This is a genomic window from Myxococcus dinghuensis, assembly GCF_024198235.1.
Taxonomy (GTDB): domain Bacteria; phylum Myxococcota; class Myxococcia; order Myxococcales; family Myxococcaceae; genus Myxococcus; species Myxococcus dinghuensis.
In genome coordinates this window covers 215688-234308 of sequence record NZ_JAKCFB010000001.1, presented here as the reverse complement: position 1 = coordinate 234308, position 18621 = coordinate 215688, and the positions used below count along the sequence as shown (strand labels likewise).

11 protein-coding genes are annotated in these 18621 nt (G+C 72.0%); 3 read left to right on the top strand and 8 right to left on the bottom strand.

The genetic code is table 11. The features are described 5' to 3' along the window. Positions 1–71: 71 nt before the first annotated feature. From LZ198_RS00735 to LZ198_RS00720, 4 genes are all read right to left on the bottom strand, one after another. On the bottom strand, positions 72–2843 hold the full coding sequence (locus tag LZ198_RS00735; protein WP_253969879.1) for a type 2 lanthipeptide synthetase LanM family protein: 2772 nt from the start codon (positions 2841–2843) through the stop codon (positions 72–74). A gap of 129 nt (positions 2844–2972) precedes the next feature. After that, positions 2973–3161, bottom strand: a complete 189-nt coding sequence (locus tag LZ198_RS00730; protein ID WP_253969878.1) for a DUF6229 family protein — start codon at positions 3159–3161, stop codon at positions 2973–2975. Between the two features lie 255 nt (positions 3162–3416). After that, on the bottom strand, positions 3417–4694 hold the full coding sequence (locus tag LZ198_RS00725) for an RNA polymerase sigma factor (RefSeq protein WP_407667367.1): 1278 nt from the start codon (positions 4692–4694) through the stop codon (positions 3417–3419). Positions 4695–4798: 104 nt separating this feature from the next. Continuing rightward, positions 4799–6133 carry a replication-associated recombination protein A gene (locus tag LZ198_RS00720; RefSeq protein ID WP_253969876.1) on the bottom strand — a complete coding sequence of 445 codons (1335 nt, stop codon included), beginning with the start codon at positions 6131–6133 and terminating at the stop codon, positions 4799–4801. 249 nt (positions 6134–6382) lie between these two features. Here LZ198_RS00720 and LZ198_RS00715 point away from each other — a divergent pair, with 249 nt between their 5' ends. Next, positions 6383–6739, top strand: a complete 357-nt coding sequence (locus LZ198_RS00715; RefSeq protein WP_253969875.1) for a YciI family protein — start codon at positions 6383–6385, stop codon at positions 6737–6739. A 104-nt stretch (positions 6740–6843) separates the two neighbouring features. Continuing rightward, entirely contained in the window at positions 6844–8415 is a 1572-nt protein-coding gene (locus tag LZ198_RS00710; RefSeq protein WP_253969874.1) for a serine hydrolase, read from the top strand. An 11-nt stretch (positions 8416–8426) separates the two neighbouring features. Here LZ198_RS00710 and LZ198_RS00705 read toward each other — a convergent pair whose 3' ends face one another. Then, the gene (locus LZ198_RS00705) at positions 8427–9719 is read right to left on the bottom strand and encodes a lipase family protein (RefSeq protein ID WP_253969873.1); all 1293 of its coding nucleotides are present in this window, start codon (positions 9717–9719) and stop codon (positions 8427–8429) included. 156 nt (positions 9720–9875) lie between these two features. Further along, positions 9876–11024 carry a hypothetical protein gene (locus LZ198_RS00700; RefSeq protein ID WP_253969872.1) on the bottom strand — a complete coding sequence of 383 codons (1149 nt, stop codon included), beginning with the start codon at positions 11022–11024 and terminating at the stop codon, positions 9876–9878. A gap of 279 nt (positions 11025–11303) precedes the next feature. Between LZ198_RS00700 and LZ198_RS00695 the strand changes: the two genes are divergently transcribed. Then, a complete protein-coding gene (locus LZ198_RS00695; RefSeq protein WP_253969871.1) occupies positions 11304–12767 on the top strand; it encodes a hypothetical protein in 1464 nt (487 codons plus the stop codon). Here LZ198_RS00695 and LZ198_RS00690 read toward each other — a convergent pair. Beyond that, positions 12764–16534 (bottom strand): nSTAND1 domain-containing NTPase, encoded by a 3771-nt coding sequence (locus LZ198_RS00690; protein WP_253969870.1) that lies wholly within the window; start codon positions 16532–16534, stop codon positions 12764–12766. The genes LZ198_RS00695 and LZ198_RS00690 overlap by 4 nt on opposite strands. Further along, positions 16531–18534 carry a CHAT domain-containing protein gene (locus tag LZ198_RS00685; RefSeq protein ID WP_253969869.1) on the bottom strand — a complete coding sequence of 668 codons (2004 nt, stop codon included), beginning with the start codon at positions 18532–18534 and terminating at the stop codon, positions 16531–16533. The genes LZ198_RS00690 and LZ198_RS00685 overlap by 4 nt, the downstream gene beginning before the upstream one ends. Between the last annotated feature and the right edge of the window lie 87 nt (positions 18535–18621).

Below are 18621 nucleotides of genomic sequence, written 5' to 3'. Positions count from 1 at the left end.
CGCGCCGTCCCCCTCCTTCGCTTCCAGGTGCCAGTACGGCCGCTCGATCTCGAGTGGAGGGGTCTCGGTGCTCAGGACGCCGCGCCTCCCCCCAGGACGAGGATGGAGGGGAGCGCGTGTTCGGGGTGCGCGCGCAGCAGTTGGTACACCACGCCGCCCAGCCCCGGCAGCAGGCCCGGGACGAAGGCGTTGCGCGCGAGGCCGCAGGACGGCCCGTGGTCCTCGATGCTCGTGAGGATGGACGCGAGGAGCTGCTCCCGCGACACGCCCTCGGGGCCCTCGCCCAGGGCGATGGCCCGCTCCAGCAGCTCCCAGGCCCCCGTGTCACCATGGCAGGCGCAGTGGTTCCATCCGAGCCCCTGGCGATACGTGGCCCCCGCCGCCCGGCGCAGCATCACCCGCGTGTGCGGTTGGGACAGCGTGGGGTCCAGGTCCAGGTGGGCCAGGCCGATCCCCACCGCGCCATGGCACCACGCCGCCGCCGTCGGCGCCCCCTCGAGCCCGCGCAGGTCGCGCCAGCCCCGCGCCTGCTCGTCGTAGAGGTTCTCCTCGAAGGCGAACGCGGCGCGGGCCGTCTCCGCGTAGCGGCCCTCCCCGGTGGCGCGGGCCAGCAGGGTCAGCACCCAGCCGATGCCGGTGACGCCATGGACATAGCCGCCCACCCCCTCCGGCCACTGGTCCGCGTTGGGCCAGCAGGCGGTGTCCCCGTCGCGCCGTGCCCGCTGGCACAGCGCGTCCCCGAGCGCCCGGGCCATGTCGAGGTAGCGCGTGTTCCCGGTCCTGCGCATGAGCGAGAGGAGCGGGACGATGGCCCCCGCCTTGCCGGACAGGACGTCGTCGAGTTCGTCCTTCTCCGCGGCGGCGGGGATGCCCTCGGCGAGCGCCTCCGCGCGCGACAAGCCCTCCCCACCGTCCAGCGCCCAGTCGGCCAGCAGCAGCCGCGCCCAGATCTGCGACCCCAGGCCGATGTAGCCACCCGCGGTGGGAGGCCGGACGCGCACGCCCTTGAGCCCCTCGAGCATCGCCGCGCGCCGCTCCTCGCCCAGGTCCAGCGTGCGCAGGGACGCCTTCAGGAGCGCTTCCGCGCCCTCGACGCCGTCGGCCCTGCCCCGCGCGACCTCCCGCAAGTAGGCGCCCACGAGCACGGCGACCCCGGAGGAGCCGCCGTACAAGTCGGGCTCCAACGGCTGGACCGCCCAGCCCGTCTGTCCAAGGATGGGGGCGATCCACGTGACCGTTCCGTCGCCGCCGTGGATCGCCGTGGCGACCAGCCGGCGCATGATGTCCGCCGCGAGCTTGCGGCGGCGCGTGTCGAGCGAGTCCTCGCGCACGCGCCGGGGCCGCAGCGACAGCTCTTCCGGCATCCAGCCATCGTTGATGTACGCGCTGACCAGGGTGGACTGGATGACGTTGCGCTCGAGCACGAAGTCCCCCTCGCGCCAGTGCTTCAACGCCGCGTCCACCAGATCCGTCGGCGGCAGCCAGCGCGTGCCCCGGGGCCCCTCCAACCGGCCCTCGCTCGCCAGGGCGGTGAAGCAGGGGATGTCTCCCTCGAGCAGCTCCTCCACCTCGCCCGCGATGACGTCCGGAGCGGAAGGCGCGCTCGACACGTTGCCCGCCATCTTCGTCAGCAGGTCGTTGGCACGCGCCCGCGCGGGGCCGTCCTTGTGCAGCGACACCGGGTGCCACAGCATGCGGGCCAGCTCCGCGTACACCTCCGTGGCGCGGAGCACGACGCGGATGCGGCAGCGCTTGAAGGGAGCCAGCAGGTTCGCCAGCGCGCCCTCGGCGTCGAGCCGCCGCAGCGTCGCCGTCAGGGCATCGAAGCCCTCGAGCACCTGGGGCCAGTACTGGTCCAGCGCCGGCTTCTGGCTGGGGTGGTTCTGCGATGGGCGCATCTCCACCGGCGTCAGCCCCACGCGCGCGCGGTCCGTCCCCTCGTTGACGATGCCCGGCATCTGATACCGGGGCTGCTGGCCCGGCAGCATCCCCACCGACGAGTTGTCCACGCCGCGCCACCCCAACCCCATGCCCCGGCCAGGGAGCATGCCCGTCATCAAGACGGAGCCGTTCACCTGCTCGATGGCGCGGTCCATCGCCTCGCCCAACCCGGAGGGGAAGGCCTTCACCTTCGGCGTGAACAGGGTCTCGCAGTCCACCACCACGGGCGCGTCCCCCGCGGCGATGACGTTCTCCGCGTGCAGGTCGCTGCCACTCACCAACCGCATCACCGCCAGCCAGTGGCCCACGCCTCGGTAGAAGCCTCGGAGCTCCGCCTCCCCGTCCGAATAGCGATGCGGGATGAACTCCGCCCAGCCATGCGTCTCGCGCTCCAACACCCGGGGAACCCGGATGGACAGCCCCCCTTCGTGGTGGGGTGACAGCTCCAGCAGGAACTGGCGCAGCGCCGCGTCCACGGCCACCGACCGGGGCTTGTAGACCAGCCGCCCACCCTCGCACCGCACGAGCACCACCGTCTGGCCACCCAGGTGACTGTCGCCCGCGCCGAAGGAGACCTCCGTCAGCGCGCCCACGCTCCCACCCCACAGGGAGTCCAACCGCGGGCGGTCCTCCACCCAGCGCTGGGCGAAGCGGTGCGCCGCGTCGCACCGGTTGCGCACGATGCGCTCCACCCGGGGCAGCATCGTCGGATAGTTCGCGGCCTGCTCGTCCCAGAAGGCGCGCTGGGAGGAGAGCGCCACGAACTGGGCCCAGCGGCCCTCCGCGTCCTCGCCCTTCAGCCGTCCCGTCACCCGCGCGGCGTTGAGCTCCAGGAGGAGCATCCGGCCCAGCTTCCTGGAGAGCACCTCTTCCAGGGCGTCGCGCGTCGCCGCGACAATCACATCTCGCTCGCCCGTGGCGAGGCCAGCAATCCCTGTCAACCAGGATGCCAGCTCCTCCGCGACAGGGAGGAACAGGCACCCCAGAGACTTGTTGAAGGTGCTGGCGTCTGGATTAGACGCCATCACGTGTCAGCAACACATCAGGGTACGCGAACCCGAGCAAGCCGTGCCGCACTTGCCGGAACCCGTGGTCGTCTCACAGATGATGTCGGACTCCGCGAACTCGCCGCCGACGAACAGCGGGCCCGCGGGGTTGTTGTCGTCGGCCATGTTGCGCCACTGCTCCACCAGCTCGGCACCCTGAACGATTTCGCTCATGACTTCCTCCTGGTTAGCTTCAGTTGACAAACACAGACACATCGACTGCCGCGAACACCCGAGGCGAACAATCCGTCACGCGTCCCACGCCAATCGACCTGGCAACAGTACTTCCCGGCTTGCCGTCGAATCAAGGACGCCTAGAAATACAGGTGTATCAGGAGTCTACGAGGAGGGTGTGCATCCGAGACCAGGGGCTACGCTCCGCGTCAGGCGGCGCGCCCGGGGTTCTGGGAGGCAGCGCCGCGTGGCGGCTCACGCCTTGCCGCGCGCACAAGACGCGGCACGTTCGAGCAGGAGCTCGCGCTCGCGGGCGTTGCGGGTGAGCGACGCGGCGCGCTCGAACTCCACGCGGGCCTCGTCGAGCCGGCCGAGCTTGCGCAACAGGTCGCCGCGCACGCTCGGCAGCAGGTGGTAGCTGGCGAGCGACGGCTCCTTGACGAGCGTGTCCACCACGGCGAGCCCCGCTGCGGGCCCGGAGGCCATGGAGAGCGCGACGGCGCGGTTGAGTTCCACCACGGGAGACGGCATGCGCCGCGCCAGCTCCGCGTAGAGTTCGGCGATGCGCGCCCAGTCCGTGTCCTCCGCGCGGCGGGCCCGGGCATGGCACGCGGCCAGCGAGGCCTGGAGCACGTACGGCCCGGGCTGTCCGCCGTGGAGGGACTCCGCGCGCTCCAGCGCCGCCAGGCCTCGGCGGATGAGCAACTGGTCCCACAGCGCGCGGTTCTGGTCGAGCAGCAGCACCGGCTCGCCCGAGGGCCCCACGCGCGCCCGCGCCCGCGAGGCCTGGATCTCCATCAGGGCCACCAGGCCGTGGACCTCCGGCTCCATGGGCGCCAGCCCCGCGAGGATGCGCCCCAGGCGCAGCGCGTCCGCGCACAGCTCCGGGCGCATCCAGTCGTCCCCCGCCGTGGCGGAGTAGCCCTCGTTGAAGATGAGGTAGATGACCTCCAGCACGGAGGACAACCGCGCGGCGAGCGCCTCGCCCCGGGGCATCTCGAACGGCACGCGCTCCTCGGCGAGCGTGCGCTTGGCGCGGACGATGCGCTGGGCCACCGTGGGTGACGGCACCAGGAACGCGCGGGCGATCTCCTCCGTCGTCAGGCCGCCCAACAGCCGCAGGGTGAGCGCGACGCGCGCCTCCGTGGAGAGCACCGGGTGGCAGGCGATGAAGATGAGGCGCAGCAGGTCATCCCCCACGTCCTCGTCCAGCGCCGCGTCGAGGTCCGGCGTGGCCCGCTCCTGCTCCGCCTCCAGCTCGTGCCCCAGCTCCTCGTGCTTGCGCTCGACGCGCTTGCCCCGGCGCAGCTCGTCGATGGCGCGCCGCTTGGCCGTGGCCATCAACCACGCGCCCGGGTTGTCGGGGATGCCCGTCTGGGGCCAGCGCTCCATCGCGGCGACGAGCGCGTCCTGCGCGAGCTCCTCCGCGAGCCCCACGTCGCGCACCATGCGCGTCAAGCCCGCGATGAGGCGCGCGGCTTCGATCCTCCAGACTGCCTCAATCGCTCGATGTCGTGGGTCCCCGGCCGTCACGCGGCGACTAGAGCACCCTCATTCCCCGATGCAAGGCCTCCGCGACGAAGCATGCGGACCCACACGGACGTTCGACCAGCCCCCGACACCCCGGGTGTCGCGCGCTACTCCTCCTTCGAGGCCTTGTCCTCGCGCCACCAGTGGCTCATGCGCTCGTGGACCTCCGCCTCGTAGCCCTCCTTGCTCGGGCGGTAGAAGACGGCGCGCTCCAGGGGCGCGGGCAGGTACGTCTGCCCCGGCGCGTAGTGGTCCTTGAAGTCCCAGGGGGGCTGATATCCCTTGCCGTGGCCCAGCTCCTCGAGCAGCTCCGTGGGGGCGTTGCGCAGGTGTGGCGGAGGCGACAGGTTGGGGTGCTCCTCCAGCGACGCCAGCGCCGCGTTCATCGCCGCGTAGGCGCGGTTGCTCTTGCGCGCGGTGGCCAGGGTGATGACGGCGTGCGCGACGAACAGCCGCCCCTCCGGCATGCCCGTGGAGTGGAAACCCTCCTCGCACGCGCGGACGATGGTGATGGCCTCCGGCATGGCCATGCCCACGTCCTCCACGGCGATGACCTTGAGCCTGCGCCACAGCGACACCACGTCGCCGGTCTGGAGCAGCTTCGCCGCCCAGAAGATGGCCCCCTGCGCGTTGGACCCGCGGCAGGACTTCTGCAACGCGCTGAGCAGGTCGAAGTGCTCGTCGCCGTCCTTGTCGTGCCGGGACAGCCCCACCCCCACCGCCTCGCGCGCCACCTCCACGGAGATCTCCCCGCCGTCCGGCGTGAGGCCCGCCGCCATCTCCAGCGCCCCCAGCGCCTTGCGCACGTCGCCCGCCCCGCCCCGCGCCAGCAGGGCCAGCGCCGCGTCCCCCACGGTGAGCTTGCGCGCACCCAGCCCGCGCTTCACGTCCGCCAGCGCCCGGCAGAGCGCGCCCTGGATGTCCTGGAGCGTGAGGTCCCCGAGCCGGAACACGCGGCAGCGGCTGAGGAGCGCGGGGCGCACCTCGAAGCTGACGTTCTCCGTCGTGGCGCCCAGGAGGATGAACAGGCCGCTCTCCACGTGGGGCAGGGCCTGCTCCTGGACGTTCTTCGCCCAGCGGTGGATTTCGTCGACGAAGAGCACCGTGCGCCGCGAGTACTGGTTGCGCGCGCGCTCCGCGTCCGCCACCACCTCCCGGATGCGGGGGATGCCGTCGGACACGGCGGACAGGACCACCATCTCCGCGTCCACGCTCGACGCCAGCATCCGCGCCAGCGTCGTCTTGCCCACCCCGGGCGGTCCCCAGAACAGCGACGAGACGAGCTGCTTGCGCTCCATCAACCGCCGCAGCGGCGCGCCGGGACCCAGCAGGTGGGCCTGGCCGATGAACTCGTCCGGCGTGCGCGGTCGCATCCGCTCCGCCAGCGGCGCGAAGCGGTTCAGGTCGACGGAAGCGGAGAACAGGTCGGGGCCGGCGCTCATCGGGAGCCAACCTCGCGTGATGTGCCGCGCCGGTCAACCGCCGCGCGACGTGGTCCGGACTCACCCTCGGTGCGACGCGACGCCACACCCGTCGAGAAGGCGACAGCGCCGGCACGCGGCTCCGCTCGCGCGGGAATCACACCGTGAGGCTGGCGGACAATCGTCCGCATGCGCGCATCCGACGCGAAGCGCGCGCGGGCGCGGCTTGCGTGTGCTCTACACTGGCGTCCCCAAAAAGGAGGGAGCGCGATGTCTTTCATGTTGATGATCATGGAGCCACCCGGCGCGCGGCAGGGCCGGAGCCTCGAGCAGGGCAAGGTCGCCTTCGAGCAGATGATGGGCTTCCAGAAGCGCCTCCAGGACCAGGGCATCCTCATCGCCAGCGAGGCCCTGAAGTCGGACGACCACGCCGCGCGCATCGAGATACGCGGTGGCAAGCGAAACGTGAGTGACGGCCCCTTCACCGAATCCAAGGAGATCATCGGGGGCTTCTTCCTGCTCGACGTCAAGACGCGGGAGCAGGCCATGGAGATCGCCCTGTCCTGTCCCGCCTGCGAGTGGGGCATGGTCGAGCTGCGGGAGATCGCCAACAGTTGTTACGAGTAGCCCCGCGGGCGAGGAGATTCGCTCGTGGGCGGAAATCGCCCGGGGGGATGCCGCGTAGTGGTAGTCACGCGGCACAGGTGTCCCCCCTCTCCCGGAGCGATTTCATGCCCTCCTCGATGCCCCACTCCACCGTCGCCGTCGTGCTGGGCACACTCTGCGTGTCCCTGCCCGCCGTGGCGGCCCCCGCGAAGCCCGCCACCGCGTGGTTGGCCCGGCCCTCCGAGGCCGCCCGGGTGGCGCGCGTGGAGGCGGGCCTCAAGCCCATCTCCCTGCCGGGAGAAGCCCCCACGACCCTGTCGCTCCAGCGCTGGATGGCGCTCTACGACGTCCCCGGGTTGAGCATCGCCGTGTTCGACCGGGGCTCGCTCGTCTGGGCCAAGGGCTACGGCGTGAAGCGGGCCGGCACGGAGGACGCCGTCACGCCGGACACGCGCTTCCAGGCCGCCTCCATCAGCAAGCCCATCTCCGCCCTGGCCACGCTGCACCACGCCGAGGCCAACAAGTGGTCGCTCGACGAGGACGTCAACGCGCGGCTGGTGTCGTGGAAGGTGCCGGAGAACGACCTCACCCGCGAGCAGAAGGTCACCCTGCGGCGCATCCTCAGCCACTCCGCCGGCCTGACGGTGCATGGCTTCCGGGGCTACGCCGCGGGCCAGCCGGTGCCCACGCTGCTGCAGGTCCTGGACGGCGCGCCGCCCGCCAACTCCAGCCCCGTGCGCGTGGACATCCTGCCCGGGAGCCAGATGCGCTACAGCGGCGGTGGCTACACCGTGGTCCAGCAGTTGCTGGAGGACCAGTTGCACCGGCCCTTCGCGCGCATCATGCAGGAGACGATCATCGCGCCGCTGGGCCTGAAGCACAGCACCTTCGAGCAGCCCCTCCCGGCGGCGCTGGCCGCCCAGGCCGCCACCGGCACGCTCGACGGGGGCGCCAGCGTGACGGGCGACTTCCACGTCTACCCGGAGCGGGCCGCGGCGGGCCTGTGGACCACGCCGTCCGACCTGGCCCGCATCGCCATGGAGGTCTCCAAGGCGTACCAGGGCAAGTCCCGGCGCGTGCTGTCCCAGGCCATGGTGAAGCAGATGCTCAGCCCCCAGCCCACCGGCCAGTTCGGGCTCGGCTTCGCGCTCCCGGGTGGCGGACGCTTCGCCCACGGCGGCGGCAACGAGGGCTTCCGCTGCATCCTCCTGGCCGACCCGGCCACGGGCAGCGGCGTCGCGGTGATGACGAACTCGGACAACGGCTCGCGCCTGTTCGACCGCATCCTCGACGCCGTGGCGACCGAATACGGCTGGAAGGACTTCGCCCCCAAGGGCGGGCGCCTCGACGAGACGTTCGACCTGCTGGTGCGCAGCAAGGGCATCGACGCGGGCATCGCCTGGCTCCAGTCGAAGCCCACCCTGCAGGAAGGTGACACGCTGTCGCCGTCCCTCCTGAACGAAATCGGCTACGCGCGGCTCAACGGCGGGAAGACCGCCGACGCCCTGAAGGCGTTCGAGGCCAACGTCGCGCTCTTCCCCCAGGACGCCAACGCCCATGACAGCCTCGGCGAGGGCTACCTCAAGGCGGGCCGGAAGAGCGAGGCCGCCGCCAGCTACAAGAAGTCGCTCGAGCTCGACCCGAAGAACACGAACGCGGTCAAGGTCCTGAAGGAGCTGGGCGCCGTGACGCCATGAGGGCCCCCGCCCTAAGGCGTGGGTGACACCGCCGCCGAGGACTTCAGCTCCTCGGCGGTGAGGGTCTGGCAGGAGCCCTCCCATTTCCCGTCCGGAGGCTGGCCGGTGAAGCGCTGCCGCAGCCAGCCCAGCGTCCCCGGCAGGTCGTCCCCCATCACGCCGAAGTGGTCCGCGAACGGACACCCGATGTAGTCGATGGTCGCGCCCCGTTGGGTGAGCTGCGCATGGACCCTCAGGGTCTGCAGCGGCTCCACCCGCGTGTCCAGGCGCCCCTGCACCAGGCGGATGGGGATGGGGATGGTCAGCGTCCCCGGGTGCATGGTCGCGAGCTGCGCCTCCAGCGCGTGCGTGTCCGCGCCCTCCGCGAGCACCGTCTCCTTCACGTCGATGCCACCCCAGGAGTCCGGCTGGCTCAGCTCGACACGGCAGCGCGTGTCCACCTGGGAGTACAGCTCCCGGGCGCGCGCGTCCTTCAGCAGCGCGTCCAGCCGGACGTGCTCCGGGTCTCCCTCCGCCGCGCCCGTGAAGTACAGCGGGATGAAGGCCGCCCCCTCGAAGGGCTGCGACTGGGCCATGGCCAGCCGGAACAACCCGAGGATGTCCGAGGCCGGCGCATAGGCGATGACGCCCACGGCCTCCAGGCCCGACCCGGCGAGCCGCTCCGCCGCCCGCGCCCCGGCGAACAGCGCGGCCTGACCGCCCTGTGAGTGGCCGACGATGGCGAACCTCGGGGAGAGCACGTCCGGGTAGAGGTTCCTCGCGGCCCGGACGATGTCGAGCACCCCGCGCGCCTCCGAGTCACCGAGCAGGAAGGGGTGACGCCCCTCCGTGCCCAACCCCTCGTAGTCCGTCATGGCCACCGCGTAGCCGTTGCGCAGCAGCAGGTTCAGCAGCCGGTGGGGGGCCTGGTTGAAGACATGCGCCGCCGCGCCCAGCACGTCCCGGGAGGGCGAACACGCGTCGGCGACGCCCACCGTGCCGTGCGCCCAACTGACGATGGGCCAGCCCCCCGAGGGAGGCCGCCCCTTCGGCAGGGCGATGATGCCGGACACCGCGATGGGCCTGTCGCCCGCCACCGCGTTGGAGCGGTAGAGGACGCGCTCGTTGCTCGCCGCGTCCTCCAGCGCCGCGAAGCCCGTGAGCGGCTCGTGCCGGATGACATGGCCCGGCTCCGTCCCGGGGATGGGCATGGGCGCGCGGTAGAACGCGGGCATCGAGTCCGGAAGATGGGCGCCATGCGTGCAGGCCGCCGCCGACAGGGCGAGGGCGGCGAGGAGCGACGCGAGCGGACGAGGTGCGGACATGGGACCTCTCGAGGAGGAGGGGCCGCGTCAGGAGGAGTCACGCGAGGTGGGCGGCGTGGGCGCGGTCATCCTAGCCGGCGCTCCTTGGAGGACGACCGGGACACCGGGGCCGCCCGCCTCGCGTGGCGGGCGACCTCCGGCGAAGTGTCGACGCGGCTACAGCAGCGAGCAGAGCAGCCCGCGGCCCGTGGTGCCCTCGGGGCAGCCCGTGCCCTGGCAGTACGCGGGCCCCGAGTCCACGGAGACGCCCAGCAAGCCGGGCACCTTGACCTGGCAGGTGCCCGTGGCGGCGTTCCCCGCGGCGTCCTTCACGTCATAGGTGAAGGTGTAGAAGCGGCCGTTGCCCAGGAGCGCCGCCTCCGCGCGCACCAGCGCCGAGCGACCATCCGGCGACAGCTTGATGTCGTCACAGGCCAGCAGCCGCAGCAGGGACAGCGCGTCGTTCGGCTCGTCCGAGGTCACGCGCACGATCGCCCCCGCCTGCGACGGGTCCAGTTGCCCACCGCAGTTGTCGGTGGCCGGCATCGCGCAGTCGGACAGGGAGACCAGCACGTAGTCGGAGCCCACCGACGGCGTGAGGACGAGGTTCTTGCTGGCCCCCGGCACGGGCGCCGTCACGTCCACCACCCGGACCGACGCGGAGCACGTGCTCGTGGCCGCCCCGTCCGAGACGGCGAGCTGCACGGGCGTCGTCCCCAGGGAGAAGGGCCCCGCCGGTAGCTGCGAACGCTGGAGCGGACCGGGGAAGCCGTCCGGATCGAACGAGCCACGGTCGATGGACGCGGCGCCGCGACAGGAGGCGTCGGCGGCGACGGTGACGTCCTGGCACAGCGCCACCGGGAGCTGGTTGGTGGCGCACGGCATGGAGAAGTCGAGCGAGGCGGTGTTGTTGGCCTCGTCGTCCTCCGCGTAGAGCCCGTCGTCGTCCGCGACGACGAAGACCCGCGTGGTCCCCTCGGGGACGGTGAAAGAGAGCTGGAACGGGAAGCGCTCACCGCCCACCAGGAACGGGACGCTGATGGCGCCCAGCCGCGTGTTGCCCGTCCCGGGGGTGAAGGCATAGACGGCGGCCGTGGAGCCGGCCACGCCCGTGGGCGCCTCGTTCCGGACCGCCGCAGACACCGTCAGCGCCGTGGCCTCGCAGGACGCCACCAGGTCCACCACGCTCAAATCCAGGTCCCCCACCGCGGCCTCCTGCTGGCCCAGGTGCGAACCCTCGGAAGACTCCATCTCGAGCTGACTGCCCTCACAACCCGCCAGGACCAACATCGCCGCGAGCGGAAGTACGCCTTGTCCAAGTGTCATGTCTGGCTCCGGGGAAATGTCTCGCGAGGAGACAGCTCCAGCTATGCCAAGACATCAACGACATCTCAAGCCACTCCCCGCATTTCCAGACAAATTACAGACACGGGTATCCCAACACCCCGACACAGGTCGATTGACCCATGGCTGGGGCTACCCGCCCGTTTCAATTCCTGTCAGATGACAAGACAGCGAGAAGGCCTCGCGTGGGATGACGCGCGACGGCGAGCGCGCGCAAGGGGAGATTGTCGTGCCCGCGGTGCCCATGGAATCCTGCGCGGCATGGCCCCCCCAGACGTCGCTCCAGACGCGGTCCTCGCGATGCCGCTGCTCGTCGAAGCCCGCACGTCCCGTCCCGTGCTGGAGGTGGGGCTGGCGCGCGCGGCCACGGAGCGAGCGCCTCGCCCAGGCACGTTGCCGGGCGGCGTGGAGTCCCTGCTCCTCGACAGCCCCGACGGCGCGCCCAACGACCTCGCGGCCCAGCGCTGGGGCGTGGTGGCGGTCCAGGGCCCGGAGGGCGACGCGCAGTTGGAGGCGATCCGCCCGTTGCTCCAGTACCGGAGCGAACAGCAGCAGGCGCCCGTGAAGGTGTACCGGGTCTCCCCGGGCCTGGGCGCGGAGGCCGCCGCGAGCTGGCAGGAGTCCGTCCATCAGGCCTCCGACGTCTCGGAGCGCGAACGCCCCCGGTACCTGTTGCTCCTCGGAGACCTGCCCCAGGTCTCCCTCTCCTTCCAACAGGTCATGGCCCATGGCGCCTATGTCGGGCGCCTGCACGTGAGCCAGCCGGATGGCGGCTCGGACCTGCGTGGCTACACGGACTACGCGAACAAGGTGGTCGCCTGCGAGCAGCGCTCCGACCAGCCCCCCACTCCACGGGCGTTGCTCTACACGGCCCATGACGGCACGGGCGCGACCCGACAAGGCCACGCCGCGTTGATGCGCCCGTGCCTCCAGCGACTCCAGGAGCGCTGGCCTCGGGAACGACCGGGCGCCACCGTCACGGAAGTCCCCTACGACGGCACCGCCACCGGCCTGCTGCGGCACGTCGGAGAGGCCCGCTCCGGGTTGCTGCTCTCCGTCTCCCATGGGCTGGGGCGTCCTCCCGAAGGCTGGTCCTCGGTGGAGGAGCAGCGGCGGCTCCAGGGGGCGATGTCGCTCGGCCCCGGAGAGGTGCTGTCGGGCGAGTGGCTCCGCGACGTGCCGTTCCTGCCAGGAGGGATGTGGCTGAACGTCTCGTGCTTCGGCGCGGCCACGCCCTCGGAGAGCGCCTTCCACGCCTGGCTCACGCTGCTCGCGCGGGAAGGGGCCTACCAGGCGTCCGCGAACGAGGTGCTCCAGCACCTGCCCGGCGCGGGCGAACAGCCCTTCCTGGCCGCCCTGCCCCAGGCCCTGCTGGCCAATCCCCGAGGACCGCTCGCGGTGGTGGGCCACGCCGACCTCACCTGGACGCTGGGGCTGCTGGACGCGACCGACCCGCAACGGGCGCGCCCGGACCGCCTCCTCTCCGCGCTGGAGACGCTCGCGAACGGAAGCCGCGCGGGCGTGGCGCTCGATGCCCTCCTGCGTTTCTACCGCGGCATCAACGAGCGGGTGCTCCAGCAGTACCAGGCGCGGGAGAACGCGCGGGTGGGCGGGACGAAGGACCCCACCCAACCCGCGAAGCTCGGCCTGCTGTGGATGCTGCGCAACGACCTGCGGGGCTACCTGCTGCTGGGTGACCCCGCCGCGAGGCTGACCGCGGACTAGCGGGGTGGTGGCTCGCGCCCGTGGGAGCGCTCGCACGCCGCATGATGGAGCCGCGAATCCTCTCCGCTCTCCCCCAGGTAGAACCTGCGCAGCTCCGGCGACATGCAGTCACTGCTCGCCGCCTGGAGTTGCTGGCGGAGCCCCTCCACGTCGAGCGACCACAGGCGCGCCGTGGCGTCCGCGGAGGCCGTGGCCACCCACTTCCCGTCCGACGACAGGCTCGCGGAGCGCACCGGCCCCGTGTGCCCCTCGAAGACCATGGGGATTGCCTCCCTGTCCACAGGCCAGAGCCGCGCGGTCTGGTCGTCCGACGCCGTCACCACCCACCTGCCGTCCTGGCTGAAGGAGGCGGTGTTCACATAGCCGGAGTGTCCCTCCAGGATGAGGGGTGTCCCCGAACCGTCCGCCCGCCAGACGCGCGCGGTGCCGTCCATGGAGGCGGTGACCACCCGCTCGCCGTCCGCGCTGAACTCGGCGGATACGACGAATCCCTGATGGCCCGCGAGCACCACGGGTTCACCGAGCCCCGACGTCCGCCAGACCCGCGCCGTCTCGTCCGTCGAGGCCGTCACCACGAAGCGCCCGTCCTGGCTGAAACGGGCGGATTGGACGGCGGCCTCGTGCCCCCGGAACTCCGACAGGACCCGTCCCGTCCGCCAATCCCAGACACGCGCGGTCCGGTCATCCGACGCCGTCACCACCCATGCCCCATCAGGGCTGAACTCCGCGAACCAGACGGAGCCCTCGTGTCCCTCGAGGACCGTGGGCGTGTCGTCGCCCTCCGCGTTCCACACCCTCGCGGTCCCGTCGAGTGACGCCGTGACGACGCGCTTCCCATCCGGGCTGAAGCGCGCGGAGAGCACGGGCGCCGAATGTCCGACGAGCCGCACGGCAACCCCCGCCCCATCCGCGCGCCACACGCGCGCCGTCATGTCGTCCGACGCCGTCACCACGCGCTCGCCGTCCGCGCTGAAGTGGGCGGACTGGACCGAGCCCTCGTGCCCCATCAACGGCACGGGCGCGGCCCGGCCATCCACCCACCAGACGCGCGCCGACCCGTCCTCCGACGTGGTGAGCACCCGCTGCCCGTCCGGACTGAACGTCGCCTGGAAGAGCGCCCTCTCATGCCCCTGGAGGACCCCCGGTGCTCCCGCGCGCCCCAGCCACCACACCCGGGCCGTCTTGTCGTCCGACGCCGTCACCACCCACTGGCCGTCCTGGCTGAAGCGCGCGGAGCGCAGGGCGCCCTCGTCGCCCGGCAACACGAGTGACACGCTCGCCGCCCCCAGGGCTCCGTCCCACGAGCCGTCGTCCTCCGTGGGCACCGCGCCCTCCCCTCTGCGCGAATTCACCAGGGGGTCGACGCGCCAGACCCGGGCGGTCCCATCCTCGGACGCGGACACGATGGAGGTCGCCCGAGGGCCGAAGTGCGCCGTGTGGACGGTCCCGGTGTGCCCGGTGAGCACCGCCGCCGGCCCAGCGACATCCGAGCGCCAGACGCGCACGGTCGTGTCCTTCGAGGCCGTGACGACCCATCGGTCGTCGTCGCTGAACTCCGCGGACACCACGATGCCCTGGTGGCCCTTGAGTTCGATGGGCGGCGCCTTCCCATCCACCGACCAGATGCGCACCACCCCGTCGTTGGACGCGGCCACCACCCTGCTTCCGTCCGAGTTCAGCGCGGCGGAGAGGATGCTGCCCCTGTCCACCTTGAAGGGAACCGGCGGCGCCGAGCCGTCCGTGCTCCAGACCCGCGCGAGGCCGTCCAACTGCACGGTCACCACCCGGCGCCCATCCGTGCTGAAACGTGCGGACTTCACGGGCCCCGCGCTGTTGAGCAGCGTGGCCCGCTGCACGCCCGTCGCCACGTCCCAGATGCGCGCCGTCCCATCCACCGACGCCGTCACCAACCACTTCCCGTCCGCGCTGAAGCGAACGGTCACGACGGCCCCGAGGTGCCCCGTGAGCGTGCGCAAGCACTGACCGCTCCCGTCCGTCGCCCAGAGCCGGACCGTGCCGTCATCCGAGGCGGTCGCCACCAGCGGTTCGGTCGGACTGAACGCGGCGGCCGCCACCTCCGCCTCGTGTCCCACCAGCTCCGTCGGGGCGCCGGTCCCATCCGCGTTGAACAGGTGTACGACCTTCGAGTTGGCCACCACCACGACGCGCCCGGGGGCCGGCCCGCTCGCCGGACCGAACGCCGCGTCGAACACGGCCTGGCGCTCGTGGAAGGTCGCCAGGGGCAGCGGCCCGGCGAGCAGCTCGTTGGCCAGTTGCTTCCAGCCCTCCACCGCGCTCGGGACCTTGACCTCGAGCAGGAGATGCGCCGCCAGCGCGGCCTTCTCCCGGACCGCCACCTCGCGGGCGCTGGCCACCAGCACGCTGTCCTGCGTCTGGCGGAGCAGCTCGTCCATGTGGTGCTTGACCATCATCGCCACGAAGGCGAACGCGGCCAGCGCCACGACCGCCACCACGGCCACGACGCGCCACCGGGCCCTGCCGCGGCGCGCCAGCTGGAGGCGCTGCTCCTTCTCCATGCGCGCGTGCTCCTCGCGCACGGCCTCCCGTGCCTCCGCCAGCCTGCGCTCGTTCGCCTCGCGCTCCTGCCGCGCCTTCTTCAGGTCGCGGACCTTGCGCGCCAGCCAGTCGTGTCCCAGCTCGAAGTAGGGCTTGCCCTGGTGCTCCTCCGAGTGGAGCACCGCCGCGGCCTCCAGCCGGGCGAGCACGCCCTGCTCCAGCTTGCCGCGCAGCTCCGCCTCCGCCTCGTTCTGCGTCAGGAGGGTCCGGCTGCCATCGCTCGCGATGAAGTGGTCCTCGAGCAGCCGCCACACCTTGTCCTTGTCCTCGCCGAACGCGTCGAGCGTCGTCTCCAGGTAGCGGTGCAGCATCGGCTCCGCCTCGGTGGGCGTCGCCGAGGCGTCACGGGTGCGCGCGTCCCAGAGCGCCCGACAGACGATCTGCGCGAACGCCGCCTGGACCTCCGCGTCCTCGTCGTCCTCCCGCTGCCCGGGCACGCGCATCTGCACCATGAGCGGCCAGATCTCCGCCTCCGTCCACTGCTGCGCCGGGGTCCCCAGGGCGGCCAGCCGGCACGCCACGTCCACCATCTCCCCCACGGAGAGCGGCCCCAGCCGGAAGCCCTGCGCGAGCAGCTCGCGATACCCACGCAGCCGGTCCCGGAAGCGCCCCAGGTAGTCCTCGCGCAACGACAACACGAGCTGGAGGCCGCGCAGCGGCCGGTTCGCGAGCTGGCCCACCGCCTTGACGAACTCGCCCGTCCACACCTGGTCGCGGCCAGGGAGGAAGAGCTGCTCGAGCTGGTCCAGGTAGATGAGCAGCGGCTGCTCGGAGCGCAGGCGCGCCAGGTCCACCGCCACCTCCAGCGCCTCGTCCGTCTGGAGCGCCCCAGGGGCGCTCTCCAGCCCCAACCCCAGCTCCGCGTCGATGAAGCCGATCAACCGCGCCAGGGGATGTTCCCCCGACGGCCACCCATCCACGCGCACCACGCGGAAGCCGTGCTGCGCCACGAGCAGCGGCAACACGCCCGCCTGCATGAGTGACGACTTGCCCGCGCCGGACGGACCGTAGAGCGTCACGCAGGGATGCGCGCGGATGCGATGGAGCAGCTTCCACGTCGCCTCCTCCCGCCCGAGGAAGCGCTGATGGTCCCCGAACCGGTAGGGCTGGGGCCCTCGGAACGGGTTGGGGTCCTCCTGCGGCGAGGGGGACGCGGTCGTCACCGGCGCGGTGGCCGCCGCGCGGCTCATGGCGAGACTCCAGGCGGCAGCGCATCGAAGAACGCCCGCAGCCGCTCCGACGCGGCCTGGACCACCTGCACCGGGCCGTTGCGCGGCAGGCCCCGCCCCCGCTGCCACGACTCCGCCTCCGGCTCATCCGGCTCCAGCAGGACGCGGCTCTTGTCGGACAGCGGCTTGGTGTCGAACAGCTGGTTCAACAGCATCCGGTGGTGCCACGTCAGCAGCGACATCCCCAACAGCAGCGTCGGCCGGTTGCGCAGCGAACCCAACAGGACGTCGGCCAGCTCGGGCGTCAGCACCGACTCCAGGTCCCGCACCTCCGTCAGGTAGTCATCCTCCGTCAGCAGCGGCGTCTCGAAGACGGGGCCCGACAGATAGCCCCGATACAGCCGCACCAGCGTCGTCTCCCGCTCGGGGTCGAACTTCTGCGGCAGCTCGTCGAGCGGCTGCCACTCCTCCCCGTCCCACCGCCGCAGCACCGGCGCGCCACCACCAGGGGCCAGGGGCTGCACGACATACAGCGTCTGCTCCGGGCGCAGGCGCACGAGGGCCTCCTCCAACATGGGCGTCCGCAAGAGCGTGAGGTGGACGCCCGGCGGCAGGTGCGCCGCGAAGGATTCGACCAGGGGGATGGACGGCATCGCGCCGCGGAACTCGTGCTGGAACAAGGGGCTGAGCGCCTTCGGCCCGGACTTGAGGGCGAAGCGCTGGGCGAGCGCGCTCATGGGCAATCCCGCGGGCGCCGCCCAGGGGCCGGTGAGCTTGTCGTGCAGCGTCTGCCGGAAGCCCGCCAGCGACTCGTTCCACCGGTCGCCCAGCACCAGCGAGAAGGGCCGCTTCATCAGGTCCCCCAGCCCGCGCAGCTCCGGCGGCTCGGGAGCGGCGACGGACGACACGGGGGGGGAGGCCTGGGGCGGCGTCGTCCTGCGCTGCCGGAAGTCGAAGAGGCTCGAATCACGGTTGCGAAGGTAGAGCACCGGGGAGAAGGCCTCCGCGCTCTCCTTGAAGTGGGTGAACACGCTGAACCGCGCGGCCTGGAGGCTGCGGGCCACGTCACCGCAATGCGCCGTCTCCTCGATGAGCGCCCGGTAGAAGGCCGTCGAGCAGTGCCGGGCCACGGGGGCACGCACGGGCCACAGGTGCGCCAGCACCGCGTCCGCGCCCAGGTCCCCCAGCCGCGCCGCCGCGCTCGTCAGCGCGCCCGGCTGCGCGCCCGCGCACGACTCGAGCGTCACCAACCGCAGGTCCTCCGCGAAGGCCGGCCGCAGCAGGTTCCCCAGCAGCGCCACCTTGAGCCAGGACTCGTGGCCATCCACGTCCTCGGCCAGTTGGAGCGCGGGCGACGGCGTCGCGGTGCCATGCCCGATGAAGTGCAGGATGTGGGGCACCGGCGCCTTCATCAGGCGCTTCTCCACGAAGCCCAGTCTCGCGCGTGCCCCCGTGAGCGGCTCCAGCCACTCCAGGTGCCCGGAGTCGATGGCCTCCTGGAGCTCCGCCCGCATCAGGTCGGGGGCGTCCTCGTCCAGGGGGGAGATGACCAGCATCCGGACGGCCCCGTCCACGCGCCGCGGGCCCGAGGGCTTCGTCGTGTGGACGCCGCGCACCAGGCTCAGCTCCTGCGACGTCCCCAGGAACTCCAGCTCCTTGCCCCGCTGGCACAACGCCTCCCAGGGAATGCCCTCCAGGTCGCGGTGCTGGGGCATCAACCGCATCAGCAACGGCGGTCCCCCCGCGGCCCCCCGCAGCGCGGAGAGCACCTCCAGGAACTCCCCCTGGAACAGCGCCGCGTGGAGGTCCTCCGCCCGGACCGGCGGGTCCAGGGGGTGGCTCCGCGCCGCGGCCACGCGGACCCACTCGCTGAACTGCTCCAGCGCGTCCTTCTTCGTCAGCGTCTGTGGACGTGTGTGGACATTCCTGTCCCCGCGCGTCACGGCCTGGACCTCGTCCCCCGACTGGGCGATGTCGACCTCCAGCCAGGGGCTCGGAGGCGCTGCTCCATCCCGATTCATGTGCGGGCGAGCTTAGCCGCCGCTCGCACTCCCGATGCAATCACTCCCCGACGGATGGTGCGCCCCGCCCCTCCCCGCGCCCCGCGC